The following is an 18,585-nucleotide window of genomic DNA, read 5'->3' as shown; positions in this document are numbered from 1 at the left end:
TTTGCTCTCTTCACTCTAGGGCTGAGAACAGGGTGACCGGCCCGTCTTGCGACCGACGGCCACCCTGCACACTACATCAACAGGTTCAGGACTTGAATTACAGGCTGAACACCATCAGGCCACCGCCCATTTGTGTGTGGTTTTGCAGTTCTTTGAACGCACCAACCGCACCCAAACCAGCACTTGGGTCTGTCAGGTCAAACACCAGACCAACGCCTGGCCAGCCACCGACACCGTACATGCTGCCGACGTATTGTTTACCCTTGAAGGAGTAAGTCATTGGAGACCCGATACCACCAGATGGCATCTTGAAGTTCCACAGCTCTTTACCGTCTTTGTTATCCAACGCTTTCAGGTAACCATCCAGTGTTGCGTACCAAACCAGGCCGCCTTTGGTGTACAAAGTACCGCCCCAAGCTGCAAATTTCTCCCACTTGGTCCATTTGGCTTTACCAGTGGTCAAGTCAAATGCACGGATCTGACCCATTTCTTTCTTGGTTGGGCCATTCGGGCCAGGGTACATCGCCAGAGTTGCACCGACGAAGAACTGACCGGCACGGTATGGCAGCATGAACGGCTCCCAGTCCATACAAATGTGGTTCAGACCTGCGTACAAGGTACGGCTTTCTGGGTCGTAAGAGTCAACCCCCTGGTTGTGGAAGCCCATCGCAGATGGACAAATGTTGGTGCCTTTGTGGTCCATACGGGCTGCAAACTCTGGATCACGCACTGGTGTGCCTGATTTCAGGTCCACTTTCTTGAACACGTTCACGGCTGGGTCGACTTTTTCAGCCACGATCAGCTTGCCGTTTTCACGGTTCAGCGTGTACAAGATACCGTTACGGTCAATGTGGCTGAGCAGCGGTGTCATCTTGCCGTCAACAGGTTGGTCAGTCAGCACCATCTGGTTCACACCAGCAAAGTCCCACTCGTCATGAGGTGTCTTTTGGTAACCCCATTTCGCCATCCCGGTGTCGAGGTCACGACCCCAGATAGTCATGGTCCACTTGTTATCGCCAGGACGCATGGTTTCGTTCCATGGTGCTGGGTTGCCGGAACCGTAGTAGAACAGGTTCAACTTAGGATCGTAAGCATACCAACCCCAGTTAGTACCGCCACCGATTTTCCAGGCATCGCCTTCCCAGGTTTTGAGGCCCAGGCCAAATTGACCGTAGTGTGGGTTTTCTTTGTTGAAGTCTTTTGCCAAACGGATGGACTCGTCAGAACCGGTTGCGAACGCACGCCATTTCAGTTCACCTGTTTTCAGGTCCAGTGCGTTAACCGCACCACGCACACCCAGCTCAGCGCCAGAACAACCGATCAAGACCGTGTCTTTGGCGACAAACGGTGCCTGTGTCAATGTCTGACCGACTTTCGGATCACACATTTCCACTTCCCAGTTCACCTTACCGGTTTTGGCATCCAACGCCAGTACATGGCCATTGGCTTGTTTCTTCACGATTTGACCCGCGCCGTAAGCCAGACCACGGTCTACCACGTCACAGCACATCACTGCTTTGGTAGAAGCATCTTGCTTAGGTTTGTGTTGCCAAACAATTTTGCCTGGATCGTTCAGATTCAAAGCATAAGTGTTATTTGGGAAAGCGGAGTGGATATACATCATGTCGCCGATGACCAATGGCGCACCTTCGTGACCATTGAGCACACCGGTAGAGAATGACCAGGCTGCTTTCACATTTTTAACGTTGGATTTGTTAATTTGTGCCAGCGGGCTGTTGTGCTGGCTATAATAGCCACCGGTTGCCACAGGCCAAGCCCCTGGGGTGTTCAATGCCTTGTCCAGGTCAGCATCCGCAAATGCCAGACCAGAAACGCTGGCAAACAAGCCTCCAACCAAAGCGCCAACAATGGCACGTGTTGAATTGTTTTTCATACGATCTCCTAATCTCTCAAGAATGAGTTTGATGTGTTGTTGCAGTCACCCCCCCGAATGCTGCACTTCACGACCGAAATTGTTAATAATTTGTAACATTGGCAATAGATGAAACATTCCCTATCATCTATTCAAGAATTCATCATCGCATCACACCCCACAACGGGAATCTTTCACTACAGCCAGCCTAAGGATGTGGTCTATAGTGGCGCACATTCACTTGGCGCAAATTGACCGCCAACACCGTCAATAGCAGATGTGCTCTGCGCTGACTGAGTGGATCTTTCAAGTCATGCATTCATATCATTGGTCTATGCCATTCTTTAGGGTATTTCATCAGCTCGGCCATCTCAGTCGGGCCAGTCGTGACACGCTTATCGTGATCGCAGGCGTGGCCGTCACCTTTGTGCTGTCATCCGCATTCGACCTGGCAGAACGTGTGAACGCCTGGCTACTCACCTATGAATATGCGCAACTAGACGAAGTCCCACTGACCCTGTTTGTATTGGTGTTGCTCAGTGTGTGGTTCAGCCAGCGCCGCTGGCGTGAGATTCATGCCGAAATCCAGCGCCGCAAACAGACCGAGGCGCGTCTGAGTAGCAGCCAGCAGCTCTATAAAACCCTGTTTGATGGAGATTTGACCGGGAATGTAGTGCTGGACCTGGAAGGCAACATCGGCATGCACAACCGCGCCTTTGAGCGTATTTGCCGCCCACTGAGCCACAACCGCAATACACGTGAGTTGTTCAGCTTTGACTGGCTGCCATTTATTGTGCAATTGCAACAGCAGCAGGAAATCAACTTCAACAAGCTGCAAATCCGCCGCCCAGATGGCCTGCCGTGTTATGTGAGTGCCCGCTTTGTTTACATGGCTCCCAGCGACAACCAGGCCGCACAAATCCATGGGTATCTGGTAGATATGACTGAGCAATGCCTAGTCGAGCAGGACCTGGAACGTACCCTGAAAGAAAACCGTGTGCTGGCGCGCCATGCCATGCAGGTGCAAGAGCATGAACGCAAATATATTGCCAGCGAGATTCATGACGAAACCGGGCAATACCTGACGGCGATCCGTATGGATGCACTCACCCTGCAAAAAAGCACGCCGGAGCAGGCGCATGTGATTGCGGTCAGAATCGCCTCCAATACGCAACACGTCCAGCAATCCATCCGCGCCCTGATCAAGCATCTGCGCCCGCCCGCGCTGGATTCACTGGGCCTGGTCGGGGCCATCGAGCGACTGGTGAGTGACTGGAAAAAACTCAATCCGCGCGTGGATTGCCATTTGCTGCTGGATACCGGCGAGCATGCCTTAAACGAAGATATCAATATCGTGGCGTTTCGCGTGACGCAAGAGGCGCTGACCAATATTGCACGTCACGCCCAGGCCACCGAAGTCTGGATCGATTTGCAGGTGATCCAGCGTCAGGACAAATGGTGGTTGCAGATTGAAGTACGTGACAATGGCAAAGGCATGGATACTTCACTGGCCACCGAAGGCGTCGGCCTGGTCGGCATGCGCGAACGCATCGAATCCCTGCATGGCAGCTTCAAGCTCATGAGTGGCTTGCAAGCCGGCACCTTGATTACTGGCCTATTGCCCTTGCAGGCACACCCGCAGGCTTTGCCTGCCTCTTCCTTACCCACCAACCCGGGAGTCAATGACTATGCAACATCCTAAATGGCCATGCCTGATCGTACTGCTGTTCCCTTTTTCGCTCGCAGCCAAAGACCTCAACACGCTAGAGCAACCCTTCTTGCAGGCTTATAGCGGAAAATCCCGCCAATTTGTCGAAGAGCAACTGGGCAAACCGGTGAAAAAAGAAGTGGCCGTTAAACCCCATAACGCTGACCAGATCCTGAAGGAAAAAGGTCAAGCGACGGCAGGCGAAGGTGACAGCGTTGAAATGTGGTATTACCAGGGCAAGATTCAATATGCGCCAAATAAATATTTCAATACCGCCGAACTCACATTTGCCAACGACAAATGTGTGAACATCACCTTTGCCAACAAGAAGTAAGGAGTCGTACGCGTCATGGCCAAAGTAATGATCGCAGATGACCACGCCATGCTGAGGCAAGGCTTGCGGACCATGCTGGAGCAGGCCAACCACCAGGTCACGCAAGATGCATTGAGCGGCGAAGAAGCCTGCCTGCTGGTGGAAAAAAACCACCCGGACTTGCTGATCCTCGATCTGGACATGCCTGGCATAGGGGGGCTGGAAACGCTCAAACGCATTTTGCACCGCAAGCCGCAGATGCGCGTGTTGATTTTTAGCATGCATGATGACTGCATCTATGCCACGCGCGCGATTCAAGCAGGCGCACGCGGCTATGTGACCAAAACTGAGCCGCCAGAAGTGGTGCTGGAGGCGGTGCAGAAAATCCTCAAGGGCGGCCGCTATATCAATAACGAACTGGCGCAGAGTTTGTCCATGTATCACCTGGAAAGCCAGGAAAACCCGATCCAGAAACTCTCGCCACGCGAGTTTGAAGTGTTCCGGCGCATTGCCCAGGGCGAGGCGCTGGCGGCAATTGCCAAGGCCATGCATATTGGCTACAAAACCGTCGCCAATATCCAGACCAGTGTGCGGCAAAAGCTGGGCGTCGAAACCACGGGCCAGCTGGTGCATATTGCCGTGCGTTTTGGCATTATCAAGGGCTTGTAAGCGCAGGGTTGCCCATGATACTGATCATTGCCCGCAAAGAATTACGCAGCCTGTTTGCCACACCCATGGGCTGGCTGGTGCTGGCCATCTTTCAGGCCATTGTTGGCACTTATTACAGCCTGAGTTTTAACCAGTATTTCGAGATCATGCAAAGCGCGCATTGGCAGGTACAGCGTATCGGCCTCACCCAGTTTATGGCAGAAGGTGTGTTTGGTGTGGCAGCCGTGCTGATGCTGTTTGTGGTGCCGCTGGTAAGCATGAAGCTGATCAGTGAGGAGCGCAAAAACCAGACCATGGCCTTGCTCATGAGTGCACCACTCAGCATGACTGAACTGATCCTGGGCAAGCTGCTTGGCATCCTCAGCTATTTGAGTCTGTTAATTCTCAGCATGGTGCTGATGATCGCGCTGCTGCTGCCCTGGGCAGAAATTGACCTGCCCTATCTGCTCACGCATGCGTTTGGCTTATGGTTATTGATGCTAGCCAGCAGTGCGCTCGGGCTCTATATTTCTTGCCTGACCGCCAACCCTATCCTGGCAGCATTCTGCAGCCTGACCGCGCTGACTTTTTGGCTGTTGCTGGACAAGTTTTTCAGCGACGACCACCAGGCCCTGTTTCATGATTTTTCACTGATGCAGCATTACCGCCAGTTTGCGCTGGGCATCCTCAATAGCTACGACATCCTGTTTTTTGTCTTGTTTGCCGGCTTTTTTGTGCTGCTGGCGATCCGGCGTTTACATGCGGACCGACTGTATGGCTAATACAACCAAAGACACCTCCACCGCCCCTCCTTTAAGCCAACGCCTTGCCCACTGGTGGCAGCATCAACTGGTGGTGCCTGCGCTGCTGATTGTGGCACTGGGACTGGGCTGGCTGGCCTGGCAGTTTCATGCCATGGCAGACACCACACACAATCATCGTAATACCTTATCTGCCGCCAGCCAGCAGGTTCTCCACGACCTGCCGGGGCAAATAGAGATTATCGCCTTTTGCAGCAACAGCCCGTTCAAGGGCCGCTATTTCCGCAAGTCGATTGTGGCGCTGGTGCAGCGCTATCAGCAGCAACACCGCGGCATACATCTGCAATTTATTGATCCTGCCACCGCACCTACGCTGGCCAGAGAGTGGCAGATTAAAAAAGAAGGCGAAATGCTGATCCGCTATGCCGGCCAGCAGCAGCGCCTGTATTTGCCTTACACCGAAGAAGCCTTTACCAATGCCTTACTCAGCCTGCAGCATGGCGAACGCGCCCCGCTGCAATTTCTCGTGGCCCATGCATTGCATGACACGCATGGCACTGGCTTGAGCCAATTGGCACAAGCCCTACAAAACGCAGGCATCCCCGTCTTGACCGGAGACCTGCCAGCCACGCCAGCGAAAACCTTACCAAGTTTGGTCCTGGCCGGGAGCGACAAACCCTACTCGCCTGCACAAATCGCGGCGATTCGCCAACATGTGCAACAAGGCGGCAACCTGGTTTGGCTCACCACCTCGCCACAGGCACAGGGCTTGCAAGCACTGGCACAAGACCTGCGCCTGACCATTAGCCCAGGCATAGTCATTGATCCAGTCAATCGCCAGTTTGATATTCCCCTGCATGATTTAAGTACCCAGCGCTATGGCGCCCGCGGACCGACGCAGGAATTTGGCTTGCGCACCTTCTTCCACCAGGCGCACTCGATAGAGCACCAGCGCATCCCGAATGACCCGTGGCAAAGCCTGCCTCTGGTGGCAGCAGCAGAACAAGGCTGGGTAAGCACAAGCTATCAGCCCGCCGCACATCCGGCGCCCTCCGCCATGACCTTTAATGCCACAAAAGATACACCCGGCCCGGCCACGTTGATGCTGGCGCTGGAAAAACCCTTGGCCTCAGGCAACAAACAACGCATTCTGGTCATCGCGAGCCCAGACTTTTTTTCTAACCAGCAAATCCAGCGCGGCGGCAACCTGGCACTCAGCCTGCAAAACCTGCAATGGGTCGTGAATAACCAGCCTACCGTCAGCCTGCCCGTGACGCCACTCCGCGATACCGTGATTGCATTACCAACGCAACGTACCTGGCTGATGCTGCTGTTTAACGGTTTCCAGTTTGGGCTGCCATTGGCCTTGCTGCTCGCTGGCGGCTGGGCCTGGCGCAGAAAACAGCGTGCTTGAGGTAAGGTTAAAGGTTAGTGTGTTCAGAGGATTGAGAGGACGCTTGATGGCCGCAAGATCATCACTTTGCTTGAGCTGATGATTGAATCTATTTCATACTGCGGACTGTAAATGAGTGCGCCTTAAGCGTGCTTGACTTCATAGCCTATCAATTGATTTTGTTTAAATTAATTATTAATTGCTACGATCACAATTTGCTGCGACTCAGCAATAAACGAATTACCTTTATCAGGATTAAAAATGCATAAGCAGAACACAAAAAAACAAACCACTTCATGGTCCAGCCATAGTGATGCTTAAGTAAATTCGCTTTCTCGTTGACTGCTATCCTTTGGCAAATAAAGATCTTTGACGCCATTAACTTTGCTTTGCATGCCCGCCTTCTAATTACAAAACTACAAAAGCGGCATTACGGTTTTTGTCTGCATATGAAAATCCTCCCATAAAAAAGCCCCGCAAGATGCAGGGCTTTTGTTGATTTGGCAGGTCTGCCGTTCCGTTGGCAAGTCGATACTTACAAGCCGGACAAGCCTTTTTCAATCGCCTGATTATGTGTGGCCTCTGTTGGCGATGTTGGTGCAACCGCTGCAGGTTCTGGTTTGGCTGCCGGGACTGCAGGCGCAGTGGTGTCAGCGTTCAGGGTCATTTTAGAGAAGTCGCCATAAAACTCGACCTTGGCCTCTTTGCGCAAACTCGCAACCTCATTCTTGATCAGTGTTTGCTGCCCAGAGTTGACCAGGAACTGCTGGATCACTGGTTTAGCATTGTCAAAATTGACCGGTTGGCGATCAACTTTGGCCAGATACAGCAAAACCAATGCCTGTGGGCTCTTGACTACAAGCGTATCGCCCGCTTTCAACGCGTTAAGCTGCTTGAGCAACTCGAGTGGCAACTGTTCGGCGGCTTTGCGGCTGGCATTTACGTTAAAAACGTATTTATTGTCTTGCAGCCATTTCGCAATTTCCTCAGGCGTCTTGGCGGCATTAATGCCTGCTTCAATCTCGCTGACGTGTTGTGTGCCATCCTGTACTGCGAATTCTTGGATGACATAGACGTTACGCTCGCTGAATAACTCAGGATGCGTGTCATAAAACTTCTGGATTTCATCGGCTGAAGGGGTGGCCTGTTTTGCCGCCACTTTTTGCATATAGGCTTGCGCCAACACTTGCTGCTTGGTGGCCTCTAGCACTTGTAACACATTCGGGTCACGGTCAAGTTTTTCGTCCACAGACTTTTGCTTGAGCAATTCCATGTCTACCATTTGCTGCAACACTTTTTCAGATGCGGCTTTCACTTGCGACTGGTCCAGCTTGCCCAGTTTGGACAAGGCAAAATTCAACTGATGCACAGTAATTTCGCTGCCATTCACCTTGGCAACCACCTGGGAGCCGCCTTTACTGGCTTCATCATGTTTGCTGCAACCAGCCATTACCAGCATCAGTGCTGGTACGATCAATGCGATTTTTTTCATCATCACCCTTTAATATTCGCTATTTTTAACTTCTGTTGCGATCACTCGCAACCTGATAACGGTTTTTAATCCGCCGTCTTGAGCCAGACGCGCTGTTCAAGACAAACGCTTACACACTCGGTTCACCAATATTGCCAATGGTCACCAAACACTACCCACGCCCCTAAGAGCGCATTGGTGGTGACATGCGCAATGATTGACACCCAGAGCACCTGGAAATGACGGTATAACCAGGCATATACCAATCCTGCCAACAGCCCTGCAAACCAGAGCTGATGCTCCACAGCGAATAATACGCTACTTAGCAGGATTGCATAAGTCGTGACTGCGGCAGGTGACACAGTCAGAAAATCGTTCGCATCCAGCCTGCGCATCAGATACGAACGCCAGAACAATTCTTCAATGACAGGCACCACTAATGCAGAACCCGCCCAACGGCAAGCTAACCAGAACAGATCCTCCCCTGTCTGCATTGGCATCGCCACGATGGCTTGTGTCTCGCTCCCGCCCAACCAGACTGGGTAAGGCGCAATCCACAGCACAAACACCAACACCCCCGCCAGTAAGGCAAGCCCGACCTGCGCGCGCGCAGGCTTGTCGGTCAACTCGCGATAATCAGCTCTAAAGTAGAACAGGCACGCCAAGGCCAGCAAGCAGCGACACAAATACGCCGCTTGCCCCGCCACCCCCAGCGCAGTGAAGAGATCCACTAACCAAGGCTGCAGGGCCAACAGCAAAATAAAGCCGATAAACGGAAAGATGCGCGCACATTCTGCGCGCGTGAACCAGTGATCAATTAAACGCATCATACAGGCAAGCCTATCATCAAACAGTCTACCTGCCTATGCTGGAAGCCACTTAAGGCGTTGCAACTTTGTCGACCTTGTTTTCCAGTAACTGACTGTGTTTTTCTTGAAGGATATTCTCGAGTTCAACCCGCTTTAATTGAAAAAACGGCTCTGAACGCAGCACTTTTTGATAAAAACTGGCATTGTCATACAAATCCACCAGCTCATGCCCATACGCATACAAACGGCTATTTTTTTCTTCGCAGCTGGTCAGCTTCTGGTGGTTGTCACTCACTTTGGAAAGCAGTTGTTTGCGTTGCTGCTCGTTGCTCTCTTGCGTCGCATGTGCAAGCTTGAGTTGTTGTTCGGCCGCCTCAAGTTGCTGGTTTTTTTCGGCGAGCTGCGTTTGCAACTGTTTGAGTTGTGCAGATAACGCGTCTTTTTCCTGCAACAGCTTCTGATTGTCAGACTGCAATTGCTGGTTACGTTTGAGCTGTCCCTGCAATTTGGCCGAATGCGAGCGCTGTGCAGACTGCGCCTGATCCAAGGCTTGCGACAAGCCCTGTTTTTCTTGCTCAAACTGCGATTGCAGGGCAGATTTTTCAGCCTCCAAATCCTGCTTCATTTTTTGCATGAGGATGGCGGCACGTTTGGCCGATTTGTCCTGCTTTTCTGCAGCAGCCGTTGGCTCTACACAGAGTCCAATCAAGCTCAGGCTCAGCAGGAGTGACGAGATGAGTTTCATACAGTCCCTTTAAAACCGGCCATTAAAGTCGAGGAAAAAGGTATCCACAGAGAATGGCAAACCAGAAATTTCATCGGCACTGACGTATCTGGAAGATAACCAGGCATTTTTGCCCAAGCCGTACTGTGCGCCCAAATAAAAGCCTTTGGCATCTGTGCCACCAAGACGGAAGTTAGAGTCGGTGAAACCATCCAACATAGCGTCAGCTTCAAGACGCCTATATCCCCCAAACACCTGCCAGTCATGCAGTTTTTTAATCATTGGATGCCCAACCATGAGCGCAAACTCATACCCCTCATCCTGCTCATCATATAATGTGTTGGTTCGACGCAATATTTCTTCTTGATCGAAGCCGATATTTTTAACATAGGCCCCATGCAAAATGACATGGACAGGATCGAAAACTGCCAAGTCGACCTCACCAGTAAAGTTGATTAGCTGAAACTGAGAGGCCAGCCCACAAAGTGAAGGATTGTTTTGACTGCCGCAGTTATTTCCAAACGGGTTCATTTTAAAGGTACTGTTCCCCTTTTGTCGCCAGAGAGGAACAGTCGCGTCATAGCGTGTATCTCCAACAAACTCTCTCGGCTTACCTTCAACGTTTTTAAAATCATAATAGGCAACGCCAAGCTTCACCTTACTGTTGTTATCAGAGGTCCATTCAATCCCACCTTGCGCGGCATATAACCATTTATCGCGAGCCTTGTTGGTATCTGAACTTTCAATCTCTTCAATAGGGAAAGCTCCTGCTGTTGAGAAGAGTTGCCAGTGTTGGTTAAGTTTAGGATTGACTCTCGCTACCAAGCCATCAAATGCCAAATCAGGATCCCAGAGCAAGTCTGTGTTGAACGTCTGATTGCCAGTAAAGAATGGGTTGGCAAACCGGCCGCCTGTTAAGGTTAACCAATCATAGGGTTTAGCCTCAAGAAAAGCTCTGTCCAGCCCAAAGATAAATTTACCCTGCGAGAAGCCTTCTGTCTGGTTTGGAGTCACTGGCGTCTGTAGCATACCAGTGGTAAACCGAATACCACCATTCAACCAGTCATTAATATGTAGATTAGCGCCAAACAAGGCGCGAATACGCTGACGCTGCCTGTCTTCACTGGTGTTATTGACTTGCATATATTGCCTATTATTAGAAGCAAGATCTGCAGGCGTCACATTATTATCACTGAACATATCTTCCTGGTAGCGCAAACGCAGAGCCCCCGTCCACTCAACGCGATCAATCCACTCTGGAATCCCTAACCGCTCGCCTGCCTTGTAATTGAGTTTTTTCATCACCTCTTGCTCAATCTCAGCACGCATTTCGTTTTTGACATGCTCAGGCACATATTGCACGCGGATCGCTTTCGATTGCGTCGCCGCAGCTGGCGCATCTGGTGCGGCAGATTCGGCGACACTGGCCGCTTCTTCTTGTGCTTTTTGTTTGGCCGCTTGCGCTTGCTTGAGCAAAGCATCTGCTTTTTCTTTAGACAGTACACCCTCTTGTACCAGCAACTCGATCAAATTCATGGTGGTGGCACGCACCTCTTCCAGTGATTCACGTTCACCGGCGATTACACCCTGCGCTTGTGTGCTAAACAGGCCGGCCACCAGCCATGGAATCATCCAGTTCTTTGCTTTTATCTTCATATCTTTCCCTAGTTACTTTCGCTCTTTAGCAAGAGGCTCTTTACTGCGAGGCTTGCGATCAATATTGATTAACGCTGTTGTGTGTTCCGTACTTCATGACATGTTTTTCGAGGCCATTCTGACGATGACCTTTCTTGGCATATCCTCTGGCGCAGACTCTTTCAACGGCGGAATCCGGCTCAATACTTTGCGGATCAAGGCATCGGTTTCAGCATCACCACTGGAGTCAATCAATTCCGCATGATCAATGTCGCCCTGGGCATTTAAAAACACCCTGACATCGACCTGATACTTCACTTTGCTCAGTCCACTTTCTGCATCCAGCGCTTTCTTGATTTGCGCATCCACCTTGTTGGTAAACCAGGCAAACGCAGCCATATTCTTTTTGCCGCCAATTTTGGGACCAGTGGTGACGTCGCCCCCCTTGTACTCATTATTCACGGCACCGGACTGGAAGGGACTTGGGCCATCACCCGCAGCGCCTTCCATCTTGAGGTTCTCGGCAGGCGGTGCTTCAACCGGTTTGGGCTCAGGCTCTTTGGGCGCTTCTTTCGGCTGCTCCTTCGGCGTTTCCTTGGGCGGCTCTTTAGGCGGAGGCGGCGGCGGTGGCGGCGGTGTGTCGGGCAGCAATTTCACAGTAGTGATTTGCTTTTTCTGCGTCGGCCCACCCGAAAACAGTTTTTTGATGCCATAAGCGATGCCAGCCAAGACGGCCAGCACCAATACAGCGATCAGGATGCGGGTCGCCCACAGCCGTGCGGGGTGTACCGGCGTGTCAGTGGAAAGGTTATCTTCCATCGCCATACCCTAAGTCCCGATTTTGCCGGTCACCAGGCCGACATTTTCAATTTGCAGGCGGTTTACGAGGTCAATGACACCGATGACGCCAGCATAAGGCGCTTGTGGCTGACCCTTGATCATGACGTTGAACTTGGGATCCATGGCCTTGGCCTGGTTGAGTTGTGTCTCCAGTTCAGCCATGGTCACGCCAACCCCATTGATGGTGAGCGTGCCGCCCTGTTGTACCTGCACGATTTTGATGTCGTGTTTTTCAGTGCTGGGCTTGTTGGACGGCTTGGGCAGATTCATGGTCAAGCCTTGCACCCCCGCCGTGGTCATCAGGATAAAAATCACCAGCAGCACATAGGCCAAATCCAGCATGGGCGTGATGTTGATGGTGTCGTATGGTTGAGCGTCGTTCTGGACTTGCATGGCTTACTCCACCACTTTCTTGGTCACCAGGCCGACTTCGGTAATGTCCAGCCGTTTACAGATTTCCAGCACTTCAGAGACCTTTTCATAATGCGCGGCGGCATCGCCCTTGAGCACCACCGGCAGCTCGGGATTACTGCTTTTGTATTGCGCCAGACGCTGCTCCAGCTGTGCCATATCCACCGGGAACGCATCAAGGTAGACACTGCCATCACTGGTAACGGTAATCGCGCGCATTTGCGGTTTGGCCAAGGCAGCAGAGTTTACCGTGTGTGGCATGTCGACTTTGACGCCTTGCACGGAGGCGGTAGTCATGATGATAAAAATCACCAGCAGTACGTACGCCAAGTCCAGCATGGGCGTAATGTTGATCTCATCGTAGAGCTGGTTCTCTTCTTTGACGCCTTCTGACATCGCTTATGCCTTATTCCTTACCGTACAGTTCAGCGGTACGGGTAATGAACTCATCGACAAAAATCTGCATGGCGATGGTGATGTTTTTGACACGGCTGGCCAGATAGTTGTAGCCAAACAGGGCAGGAATCGCCACGCCCAGGCCAGCCACCGTGGCCAGCAAGGCGGCCGCAATCCCCGGCGCAATCGCGTTCACGTTAACGTCACCGGCGGCAGCAATGGCAGCAAAGGTGATCATCACACCCACCACAGTCCCCAACAGGCCCAGGAAAGGTCCACCGGAAATCGCAATGGTCAGCAACACCATCATGCTGTTCATGCGCTGGGTTTCACGGACCAGATCGGCATCCACAGCGGCCTTGATCGCATCAATTGAGGCGCCGCCCAAAGCCACTTTGCCATCCACTTCACGTTTTTTGATTTCACGTAAGCCCGCTTTGTACAAGCCAAACAGATTGGAGTGGGTGTAGCTACCGGTTTTGTCCAGTGCCAGCAAGTCAGCAGCATTAGACTGTTGAAAGCGCTTGAGAAACAGGTCATTGTCTTTGTCAGTACGGCTCACCAGGCGTGCTTTGCTCACCATCACCCAGGCGCTGATGGCGAACATCACCGCCAGAATCGCGATCACCACTTTGGCGTCCACGGTCAGGCTGTTGATCAGAATGCCCATGTAGTTGGCTTCGCCGCCTTCTGCTTCTTCCTCCCCGCCCGCGGCAGCCACTTTCACCATGCTGGCATCCGCGCCTTGTGATTGGGCAACCAAGGTCAGCCAGGCGGCACTGCGGGCAGTGTTCGCCAACTGCAATTCATCGACTTCAGCATTCAGGTTTTCGCCCAGCGTGAATGTCGCAGCCGCTTGCGCATCGGTCACTGCTACTTGACCAGCGACTTGGCCATTCAGGTAAACCAAAGCCTGGCCAGCCTGAAACACCAACGCCACATGCTGCCATTGACCGGCTTTTAACTCGCCTGCTTTGGTGGCTGCACCACCGGCCTGCAAGGACAAGGCGCTGCCATCCAGCTGCAGGCTGACATTGCCGCTTTTGAACAACACGGCGGTTTGTGGCAAGCTGGCAGGCTTAAGCCAGACTGACCAGGTGCTGCCATTGGCCAACGCAGGTACGGCAGGCAAAGTCAATGCCAATGGACTGTTATTCAGTACGGCGCTTTCTGCAATCAATCCGGCTTTTTGTACAGTCGCGTTGCCGCTGGCCGTCAGCTGGCTCGGGCCGCTATCCTTGAGCAAGGCATTTTCAGAGAAGGCAAACCGTGCCAGCAAGGCCGGATCATTCAGTGCCTGCGCATCGCTGGCGGCTGTGGCAGACTCATTGCCTGCTGCCAGATTGATAAACAAATCCTTGTTGGCCGAAGATACTTGCGGCAACACCACCCAGGCCACCGCCAATTCGTTGACGGCATCATATTTTTCCAGGGTAAACTTGAGTTCGGTTTTGTCATCCGCCGCAATAAAACGCAGATCAGCCCCATCTACATTGGCGCCGGTAAAATCAAAATTACCGGAATGCAGACGCACCAGCATCGGCGCCTGGTTGACTGCCTCTTTGATATTGGTAGTGTCTATGCTGATTTTTTGCTGGGTAGCCCAGTCTTTGTTCCATGCAGCCTCGCCGGAAACAGAGAGTGTGAGCCCTAAAATTGCAACCAATAAACCAAGTGTGTTCTTCATAGTTTTGCTGACAAGTGAATTTGAGCAGCAAGTCTAAAGAGTGAATGTTGCAGTCACATTAAGACAGGACTAGTCGGACTAGTTTTTTCTGACACATAGGCAGAGCGCAAAAAAGCCCGGCGAACCGGGCTTTTTTTGCTACAAGTGCAAACAGGGTTATGACTGACGGCGGGTAGCGATCCAGCCAATCACGCCCAAGCCCAGCAGCATCAGGCCAGACTGGGTTGGCTCAGGCACTGCAGCTGCGTAAGTCAGGCTACCAGCACCGGACAAACCCAGTGTGGTGTCATAGGTAAAGTAAGCATCGGAGGCATCAGCACTGCCCGCGATAAAGCTAAAGCCAATCGCCGGGGTGTTCGAGTTAACAGACCACTCAATGCCAGTAAACACGCCATCCTGAAACACAGCGGTTGCATTAGCCAACGCCGGCGTGGCCAAATCAAACACGCTGCTGCCAAATTTAAAGTTCAAGCTGCTCAGGTTAATTAACTCAGTGCCGCTGGACAGCAGGCCCGCATCATCAAAGCTGAATAAGCCTTGGTAGCTGGTGCCATTGTAATAGCCGGAATCCACCAGGCCATTAAACTGCAGGGATTGAATAGCGGCTTGCGCAGGCATCACCACTGCCAGCAAGGCCACTAAGGTGATTTTTTTGATCATATTCATTGCAATATTCCTCTAGAAAACTTTGAAATCGTAAAACTTTTAAATAGTAAAAGTATGCATTAGTAAATCTGTGAAAACTTGAGCGTTAAAGTGTGAAATCGCGAGCAGGTATCACTTGTTTCGCCGTCAGGCCTTTGAGCGTGAGCAGCGATCTGGCAGCGGCAGGACCAGCAGCACCGTCACTGTCTACCCAAAGCTGCACACCGCCTGTCACATCCACCAGGCGCAGATAGCCATCAGTCAATGCAGTATTGGCAGACACACCCAGTGAAGCCAGCAAGGCAGTTAACTGCACTTTGTCGGCATAAGGGGTAAAGTCAGTGATGGTGTCACCCGCTTCACGCAGACTGCTGTAGACAAACACGTCGTTACCAGCGCCACCTGTCAGCGTATCCACGCCCAGACCACCATTGATCACATCATCCCCCGCAGTGCCTACCAGCACATCACGGCCAGCCGTGCCCGTGCGCGTGACGCCAGCGGTTGTGCTGGCAATTGCCAGGTCAATCAAACGGCCGCCTTTGTCATACTGGTTTTCCAGGCCATACAGGTTGGTGGTGATTTCATCGCCATCGGCATTGTTCAAGCGACCCAGGCCACCTTCAGCTTTAGGCGTCTGGATGTAATTAGCCAGGGCCTCTTGATAGGTAATCGTGAATGGGCTGTTTTCAAACACCACGCCATTGGCTGCAAACGGGTAACCATCGCCCCCAGCGGCCGTAAAGTCTATGGTGGTGAAGGAGAAGGTGCGGCTATTGTTGACGACCACACCGTTATCAATCAGTACGGTGCCGTCATCCAGCACCACACGTTGAATGCGGCTACCTGTGCCTTGCGTGGTTCTGGCCGGGTTGCGGCTGTCGTAGATCACTTGCATGCCAGAAATCTGGGCATAGCGGCCATTGGCACGACCGGTCGGGCTGGTCTCGCCATAACCGTGCTCCAGCAAGTCTTTGAGCTGGGTCGCGTTCATGGCGGGTGCGCGTTTAACCAGATTGGTAAACGGCAGGATATTAAAGGTATCGCCGACGGACACATTGCCAGCCGCAGCAATATTGGTACGGATGCCGCCACCGTTCTGAATCGCCACATCGGTTTTACCGGCAAAGCGCATCGCATCAGCCACCAAGTCACCCAAACCGGTTTCAGCATTACGCACGCCTGCCACAAAAGTACATGGCAAAGCAGAACAGCTCGTATGTGTGGGGCCGTTTAATTTCACCGCAGTGGTGCCGATGATTTGTGCATTGAGCGCATTGATATAGTTTTGCACGGGTGTCACCACCTTGCTTTGCAAGGTCGCATCCCCAGCCACGCGGTCAGCATCGGCGGCCGCGCCAGACACGCGCATCATCTTGCTGGATTCCACCGCTGTAAAAGTGCCTTTGGCATCATCAATCGTAAAATTGAGCTGGCCGACATAACGGTTACCAAAATGGCTGGTCATCACTGGCACATTGCGGCCATTGGCATCTACGGCATAGACCGGATCAGAATTATAAGTGGCACCGACTCCGCCGTTGATCAGCAGGTCATCTGGATCCACCATGAGTTCATGACCACCGCCAGACAACACCAGATCCACCCCGGACAATGCAGGGACCACGACATCAATTTCGTTAGCGGCATTTTGCAGATGGCTCATCAAGATGATGGTGGTCGCACCTTGCTCGTTACGCAGGCGATTGACTTCAGCCTGAATCAGGGGAATCAAGGCTTGCAGGTTTTGTGCCTCGGTGTGGTTGGCATCGTAGCCGATCACGCTGACTGCACCCGGTGAAGAAATGGTAGGCAACAGCGGAGTAGTCGCCCCGACCAGGCCAATTTTATGACCCGCTGCGGTGGTGATCACTTTGGAAGGCGCCACTTGACCACTGGCTTTTAAAGCACTGAATTCAGCGGTGGCGTTAAAGTCCAGGTTGCTAGAGAGATAAGTGCTGCCTGTCACTTTAGCAAAACGCGCAGCCATTTGTGGACCCAGATCAAACTCGTGGTTGCCAAACACCATGGCATCAAAGCCAATCTGGCGCAAGGCGATCGCGTCATAAAAATCCTGACCGCCATCACTGTAGCTGGTAGACAGGTTGTTCAGGCTGGCCGTGAAACGTGGGCCAGGCAAAAAGGCATCACCGGCGTTGAGCTTGAGTACCGTACGGCCTTGGGCCACGGCAGCCGTTTCGGCATTTTTGATCACAGTCGCCAGACGGTCGACGCCACCATAAAATGAAATTGCCTGGGCACTGGTGTCACGCAGGTTGCCCTGGGCAGACAGCAACCAGCTCTCCTGATCCCCCACATGCAACAGGGTCACGCCCTCAGCCCATACACTGCTGGCGCTCATGGCCAAAGCCACACACGCCGCTAATTGTTTCAGTTTAAACATGCTTTTCTCCACAAAGTGCCATGCACTTGCATGACACTCCTGACAAATGATTAATAGACGCTTTAGGGATTAACGGGATTGGCGACGACGTACCAGTGCCAACACACCCAGACCAGCCAGCAACATGCCTACGCTGTCAGCTTCGGGCACTGGCGTCACAGCAGCCACAGTAAACGCTGTGGTATTGGGAACCAATGCAGCAGAATCACTGTTGTTTACAGTGTCTACATTCCAGTTATTGACGTTAGCCACTTGCGCCTTGTAATCAGTAAAGTGATTCAGGCCACCACGTACACCGTTATACTCGGCGTAGTCAGGATTACTGGAGGCACCGGCTTTAGCCGTCAATTCAATGGCGTTCACGCCTGCAGTCAAACCAGTGTTGTTCAGAGGGCCATGGGCATCAAACGTCCCGTTGGTAATGGCGCTCAAGAATGTGATTGGTGCAGTCGCAGCAGTACCCAGGTAGGCATAAACAGTTTCGCCAGAATTCGAAATACCCCAGTTTGCACTACCGCTCACGCTGACACGAGACAGCACGCCAGTGGAAGCAGACAGGCTGGTTTTGTCGTAGGCAGAGAAACGTACCACTGTGCCTGCAGCAACCACGTCGCTGGAAACCCACTGGTTATAGCTTTCGCCACTGTTGAAAGCGCTGCCAGTCCATTCGTTATCGCTGAAGAAAATGGTGGTGTTGGCGGCGATATCGACAAAGGTCACAAATGACAAACCATCTTCATCGGCATTAAACGCAGTGAACATGATGTCACCGGCATTCAGGGCCGCGTTGGCTTGGCTAGACAGCAACAAAGCTGCCATTAAACTGATTTTTTTCATCTTAAATATCCTCTCACTCGGTTTGTTAAA

17 protein-coding genes are annotated in these 18,585 nt (G+C 52.2%); 5 read left to right on the top strand and 12 right to left on the bottom strand.

Annotation, left to right across the window (positions count from 1 at the left end; all coding sequences use genetic code 11):
* Positions 1 to 97: 97 nt before the first annotated feature.
* On the bottom strand, positions 98 to 1,894 hold the full coding sequence (locus ACFQ1T_RS11925; RefSeq protein ID WP_379077039.1) for a methanol/ethanol family PQQ-dependent dehydrogenase: 1,797 nt from the start codon (positions 1,892 to 1,894) through the stop codon (positions 98 to 100).
* A gap of 292 nt (positions 1,895 to 2,186) precedes the next feature.
* Here ACFQ1T_RS11925 and ACFQ1T_RS11920 point away from each other — a divergent pair, with 292 nt between their 5' ends.
* Genes ACFQ1T_RS11920 through ACFQ1T_RS11900 form a run of 5 tightly spaced genes read left to right on the top strand, consistent with a single transcriptional unit; the run spans position 2,187 to position 6,717 of the window.
* Positions 2,187 to 3,575: a histidine kinase gene (locus tag ACFQ1T_RS11920; RefSeq protein ID WP_379077036.1), complete on the top strand. Its 1,389-nt coding sequence runs from the start codon at positions 2,187 to 2,189 to the stop codon at positions 3,573 to 3,575.
* On the top strand, positions 3,562 to 3,915 hold the full coding sequence (locus tag ACFQ1T_RS11915) for a hypothetical protein (RefSeq protein ID WP_379077033.1): 354 nt from the start codon (positions 3,562 to 3,564) through the stop codon (positions 3,913 to 3,915). The genes ACFQ1T_RS11920 and ACFQ1T_RS11915 overlap by 14 nt, the downstream gene beginning before the upstream one ends.
* Before the next feature lie 15 nt (positions 3,916 to 3,930).
* Positions 3,931 to 4,563 carry a response regulator gene (locus ACFQ1T_RS11910; protein WP_194747401.1) on the top strand — a complete coding sequence of 211 codons (633 nt, stop codon included), beginning with the start codon at positions 3,931 to 3,933 and terminating at the stop codon, positions 4,561 to 4,563.
* A 14-nt stretch (positions 4,564 to 4,577) separates the two neighbouring features.
* Positions 4,578 to 5,324, top strand: coding sequence for an ABC transporter permease (locus ACFQ1T_RS11905; protein WP_194747403.1), 747 nt, complete (start codon positions 4,578 to 4,580; stop codon positions 5,322 to 5,324).
* Positions 5,317 to 6,717: a DUF4350 domain-containing protein gene (locus ACFQ1T_RS11900; RefSeq protein WP_379077030.1), complete on the top strand. Its 1,401-nt coding sequence runs from the start codon at positions 5,317 to 5,319 to the stop codon at positions 6,715 to 6,717. Before ACFQ1T_RS11905 ends, ACFQ1T_RS11900 begins: the two co-directional genes overlap by 8 nt.
* 514 nt (positions 6,718 to 7,231) lie before the next feature.
* Here ACFQ1T_RS11900 and ACFQ1T_RS11895 read toward each other — a convergent pair.
* The 11 genes from ACFQ1T_RS11895 to ACFQ1T_RS11845 all read right to left on the bottom strand — a co-directional run bounded on the left by ACFQ1T_RS11895 (position 7,232) and on the right by ACFQ1T_RS11845 (position 18,555).
* Positions 7,232 to 8,191 carry an EpsD family peptidyl-prolyl cis-trans isomerase gene (locus ACFQ1T_RS11895; protein ID WP_379077027.1) on the bottom strand — a complete coding sequence of 320 codons (960 nt, stop codon included), beginning with the start codon at positions 8,189 to 8,191 and terminating at the stop codon, positions 7,232 to 7,234.
* A 119-nt stretch (positions 8,192 to 8,310) separates the two neighbouring features.
* Entirely contained in the window at positions 8,311 to 8,997 is a 687-nt protein-coding gene (locus tag ACFQ1T_RS11890; protein ID WP_379077025.1) for a CAAX prenyl protease-related protein, read from the bottom strand.
* A 49-nt stretch (positions 8,998 to 9,046) separates the two neighbouring features.
* Positions 9,047 to 9,721, bottom strand: a complete 675-nt coding sequence (locus ACFQ1T_RS11885) for a hypothetical protein (protein ID WP_313983273.1) — start codon at positions 9,719 to 9,721, stop codon at positions 9,047 to 9,049.
* 9 nt (positions 9,722 to 9,730) lie between these two features.
* The gene (locus ACFQ1T_RS11880) at positions 9,731 to 11,356 is read right to left on the bottom strand and encodes a putative porin (RefSeq protein ID WP_379077022.1); all 1,626 of its coding nucleotides are present in this window, start codon (positions 11,354 to 11,356) and stop codon (positions 9,731 to 9,733) included.
* Positions 11,357 to 11,449: 93 nt separating this feature from the next.
* Positions 11,450 to 12,154 carry a TonB C-terminal domain-containing protein gene (locus ACFQ1T_RS11875; protein ID WP_338656804.1) on the bottom strand — a complete coding sequence of 235 codons (705 nt, stop codon included), beginning with the start codon at positions 12,152 to 12,154 and terminating at the stop codon, positions 11,450 to 11,452.
* Between the two features lie 9 nt (positions 12,155 to 12,163).
* Positions 12,164 to 12,568, bottom strand: a complete 405-nt coding sequence (locus tag ACFQ1T_RS11870) for an ExbD/TolR family protein (protein ID WP_194747416.1) — start codon at positions 12,566 to 12,568, stop codon at positions 12,164 to 12,166.
* Between the two features lie 3 nt (positions 12,569 to 12,571).
* Positions 12,572 to 12,982: an ExbD/TolR family protein gene (locus ACFQ1T_RS11865; RefSeq protein ID WP_018986307.1), complete on the bottom strand. Its 411-nt coding sequence runs from the start codon at positions 12,980 to 12,982 to the stop codon at positions 12,572 to 12,574.
* 10 nt (positions 12,983 to 12,992) lie between these two features.
* A complete protein-coding gene (locus tag ACFQ1T_RS11860; protein ID WP_379077018.1) occupies positions 12,993 to 14,669 on the bottom strand; it encodes a DUF2341 domain-containing protein in 1,677 nt (558 codons plus the stop codon).
* 156 nt (positions 14,670 to 14,825) lie between these two features.
* Positions 14,826 to 15,335, bottom strand: a complete 510-nt coding sequence (locus ACFQ1T_RS11855; RefSeq protein ID WP_379077016.1) for a PEP-CTERM sorting domain-containing protein — start codon at positions 15,333 to 15,335, stop codon at positions 14,826 to 14,828.
* Between the two features lie 85 nt (positions 15,336 to 15,420).
* On the bottom strand, positions 15,421 to 17,718 hold the full coding sequence (locus ACFQ1T_RS11850) for a 5'-nucleotidase C-terminal domain-containing protein (protein ID WP_379077013.1): 2,298 nt from the start codon (positions 17,716 to 17,718) through the stop codon (positions 15,421 to 15,423).
* Between the two features lie 69 nt (positions 17,719 to 17,787).
* A complete protein-coding gene (locus ACFQ1T_RS11845; RefSeq protein WP_379077010.1) occupies positions 17,788 to 18,555 on the bottom strand; it encodes a PEP-CTERM sorting domain-containing protein in 768 nt (255 codons plus the stop codon).
* Positions 18,556 to 18,585 lie beyond the last annotated feature (30 nt).

Origin of the sequence: Methylophilus glucosoxydans (genome assembly GCF_042676145.1) — a bacterium.
GTDB classification, from domain to species: domain Bacteria; phylum Pseudomonadota; class Gammaproteobacteria; order Burkholderiales; family Methylophilaceae; genus Methylophilus; species Methylophilus glucosoxydans.
Note: the sequence above shows the minus strand (reverse complement) of the source record. Positions and strands in the feature narration are given on the sequence as shown.

What these genes read in the sequence shown, in the direction of transcription:
- ACFQ1T_RS11895 (WP_379077027.1), bottom strand. Translation starts at nt 8,191, where the DNA reads ATGATGAAAAAAATCGCATTGATCGTACCAGCACTGATGCTGGTAATG.
- ACFQ1T_RS11880 (WP_379077022.1), bottom strand. Translation starts at nt 11,356, where the DNA reads ATGAAGATAAAAGCAAAGAACTGGATGATTCCATGGCTGGTGGCCGGC.
- ACFQ1T_RS11885 (WP_313983273.1), bottom strand. Translation starts at nt 9,721, where the DNA reads ATGAAACTCATCTCGTCACTCCTGCTGAGCCTGAGCTTGATTGGACTC.
- ACFQ1T_RS11865 (WP_018986307.1), bottom strand. Translation starts at nt 12,982, where the DNA reads ATGTCAGAAGGCGTCAAAGAAGAGAACCAGCTCTACGATGAGATCAAC.
- ACFQ1T_RS11905 (WP_194747403.1), top strand. Translation starts at nt 4,578, where the DNA reads ATGATACTGATCATTGCCCGCAAAGAATTACGCAGCCTGTTTGCCACA.
- ACFQ1T_RS11890 (WP_379077025.1), bottom strand. Translation starts at nt 8,997, where the DNA reads ATGATGCGTTTAATTGATCACTGGTTCACGCGCGCAGAATGTGCGCGC.
- ACFQ1T_RS11875 (WP_338656804.1), bottom strand. Translation starts at nt 12,154, where the DNA reads ATGGAAGATAACCTTTCCACTGACACGCCGGTACACCCCGCACGGCTG.
- ACFQ1T_RS11870 (WP_194747416.1), bottom strand. Translation starts at nt 12,568, where the DNA reads ATGCAAGTCCAGAACGACGCTCAACCATACGACACCATCAACATCACG.
- ACFQ1T_RS11860 (WP_379077018.1), bottom strand. Translation starts at nt 14,669, where the DNA reads ATGAAGAACACACTTGGTTTATTGGTTGCAATTTTAGGGCTCACACTC.
- ACFQ1T_RS11900 (WP_379077030.1), top strand. Translation starts at nt 5,317, where the DNA reads ATGGCTAATACAACCAAAGACACCTCCACCGCCCCTCCTTTAAGCCAA.
- ACFQ1T_RS11855 (WP_379077016.1), bottom strand. Translation starts at nt 15,335, where the DNA reads ATGAATATGATCAAAAAAATCACCTTAGTGGCCTTGCTGGCAGTGGTG.
- ACFQ1T_RS11915 (WP_379077033.1), top strand. Translation starts at nt 3,562, where the DNA reads ATGCAACATCCTAAATGGCCATGCCTGATCGTACTGCTGTTCCCTTTT.
- ACFQ1T_RS11920 (WP_379077036.1), top strand. Translation starts at nt 2,187, where the DNA reads ATGCATTCATATCATTGGTCTATGCCATTCTTTAGGGTATTTCATCAG.
- ACFQ1T_RS11910 (WP_194747401.1), top strand. Translation starts at nt 3,931, where the DNA reads ATGGCCAAAGTAATGATCGCAGATGACCACGCCATGCTGAGGCAAGGC.
- ACFQ1T_RS11845 (WP_379077010.1), bottom strand. Translation starts at nt 18,555, where the DNA reads ATGAAAAAAATCAGTTTAATGGCAGCTTTGTTGCTGTCTAGCCAAGCC.
- ACFQ1T_RS11850 (WP_379077013.1), bottom strand. Translation starts at nt 17,718, where the DNA reads ATGTTTAAACTGAAACAATTAGCGGCGTGTGTGGCTTTGGCCATGAGC.
- ACFQ1T_RS11925 (WP_379077039.1), bottom strand. Translation starts at nt 1,894, where the DNA reads ATGAAAAACAATTCAACACGTGCCATTGTTGGCGCTTTGGTTGGAGGC.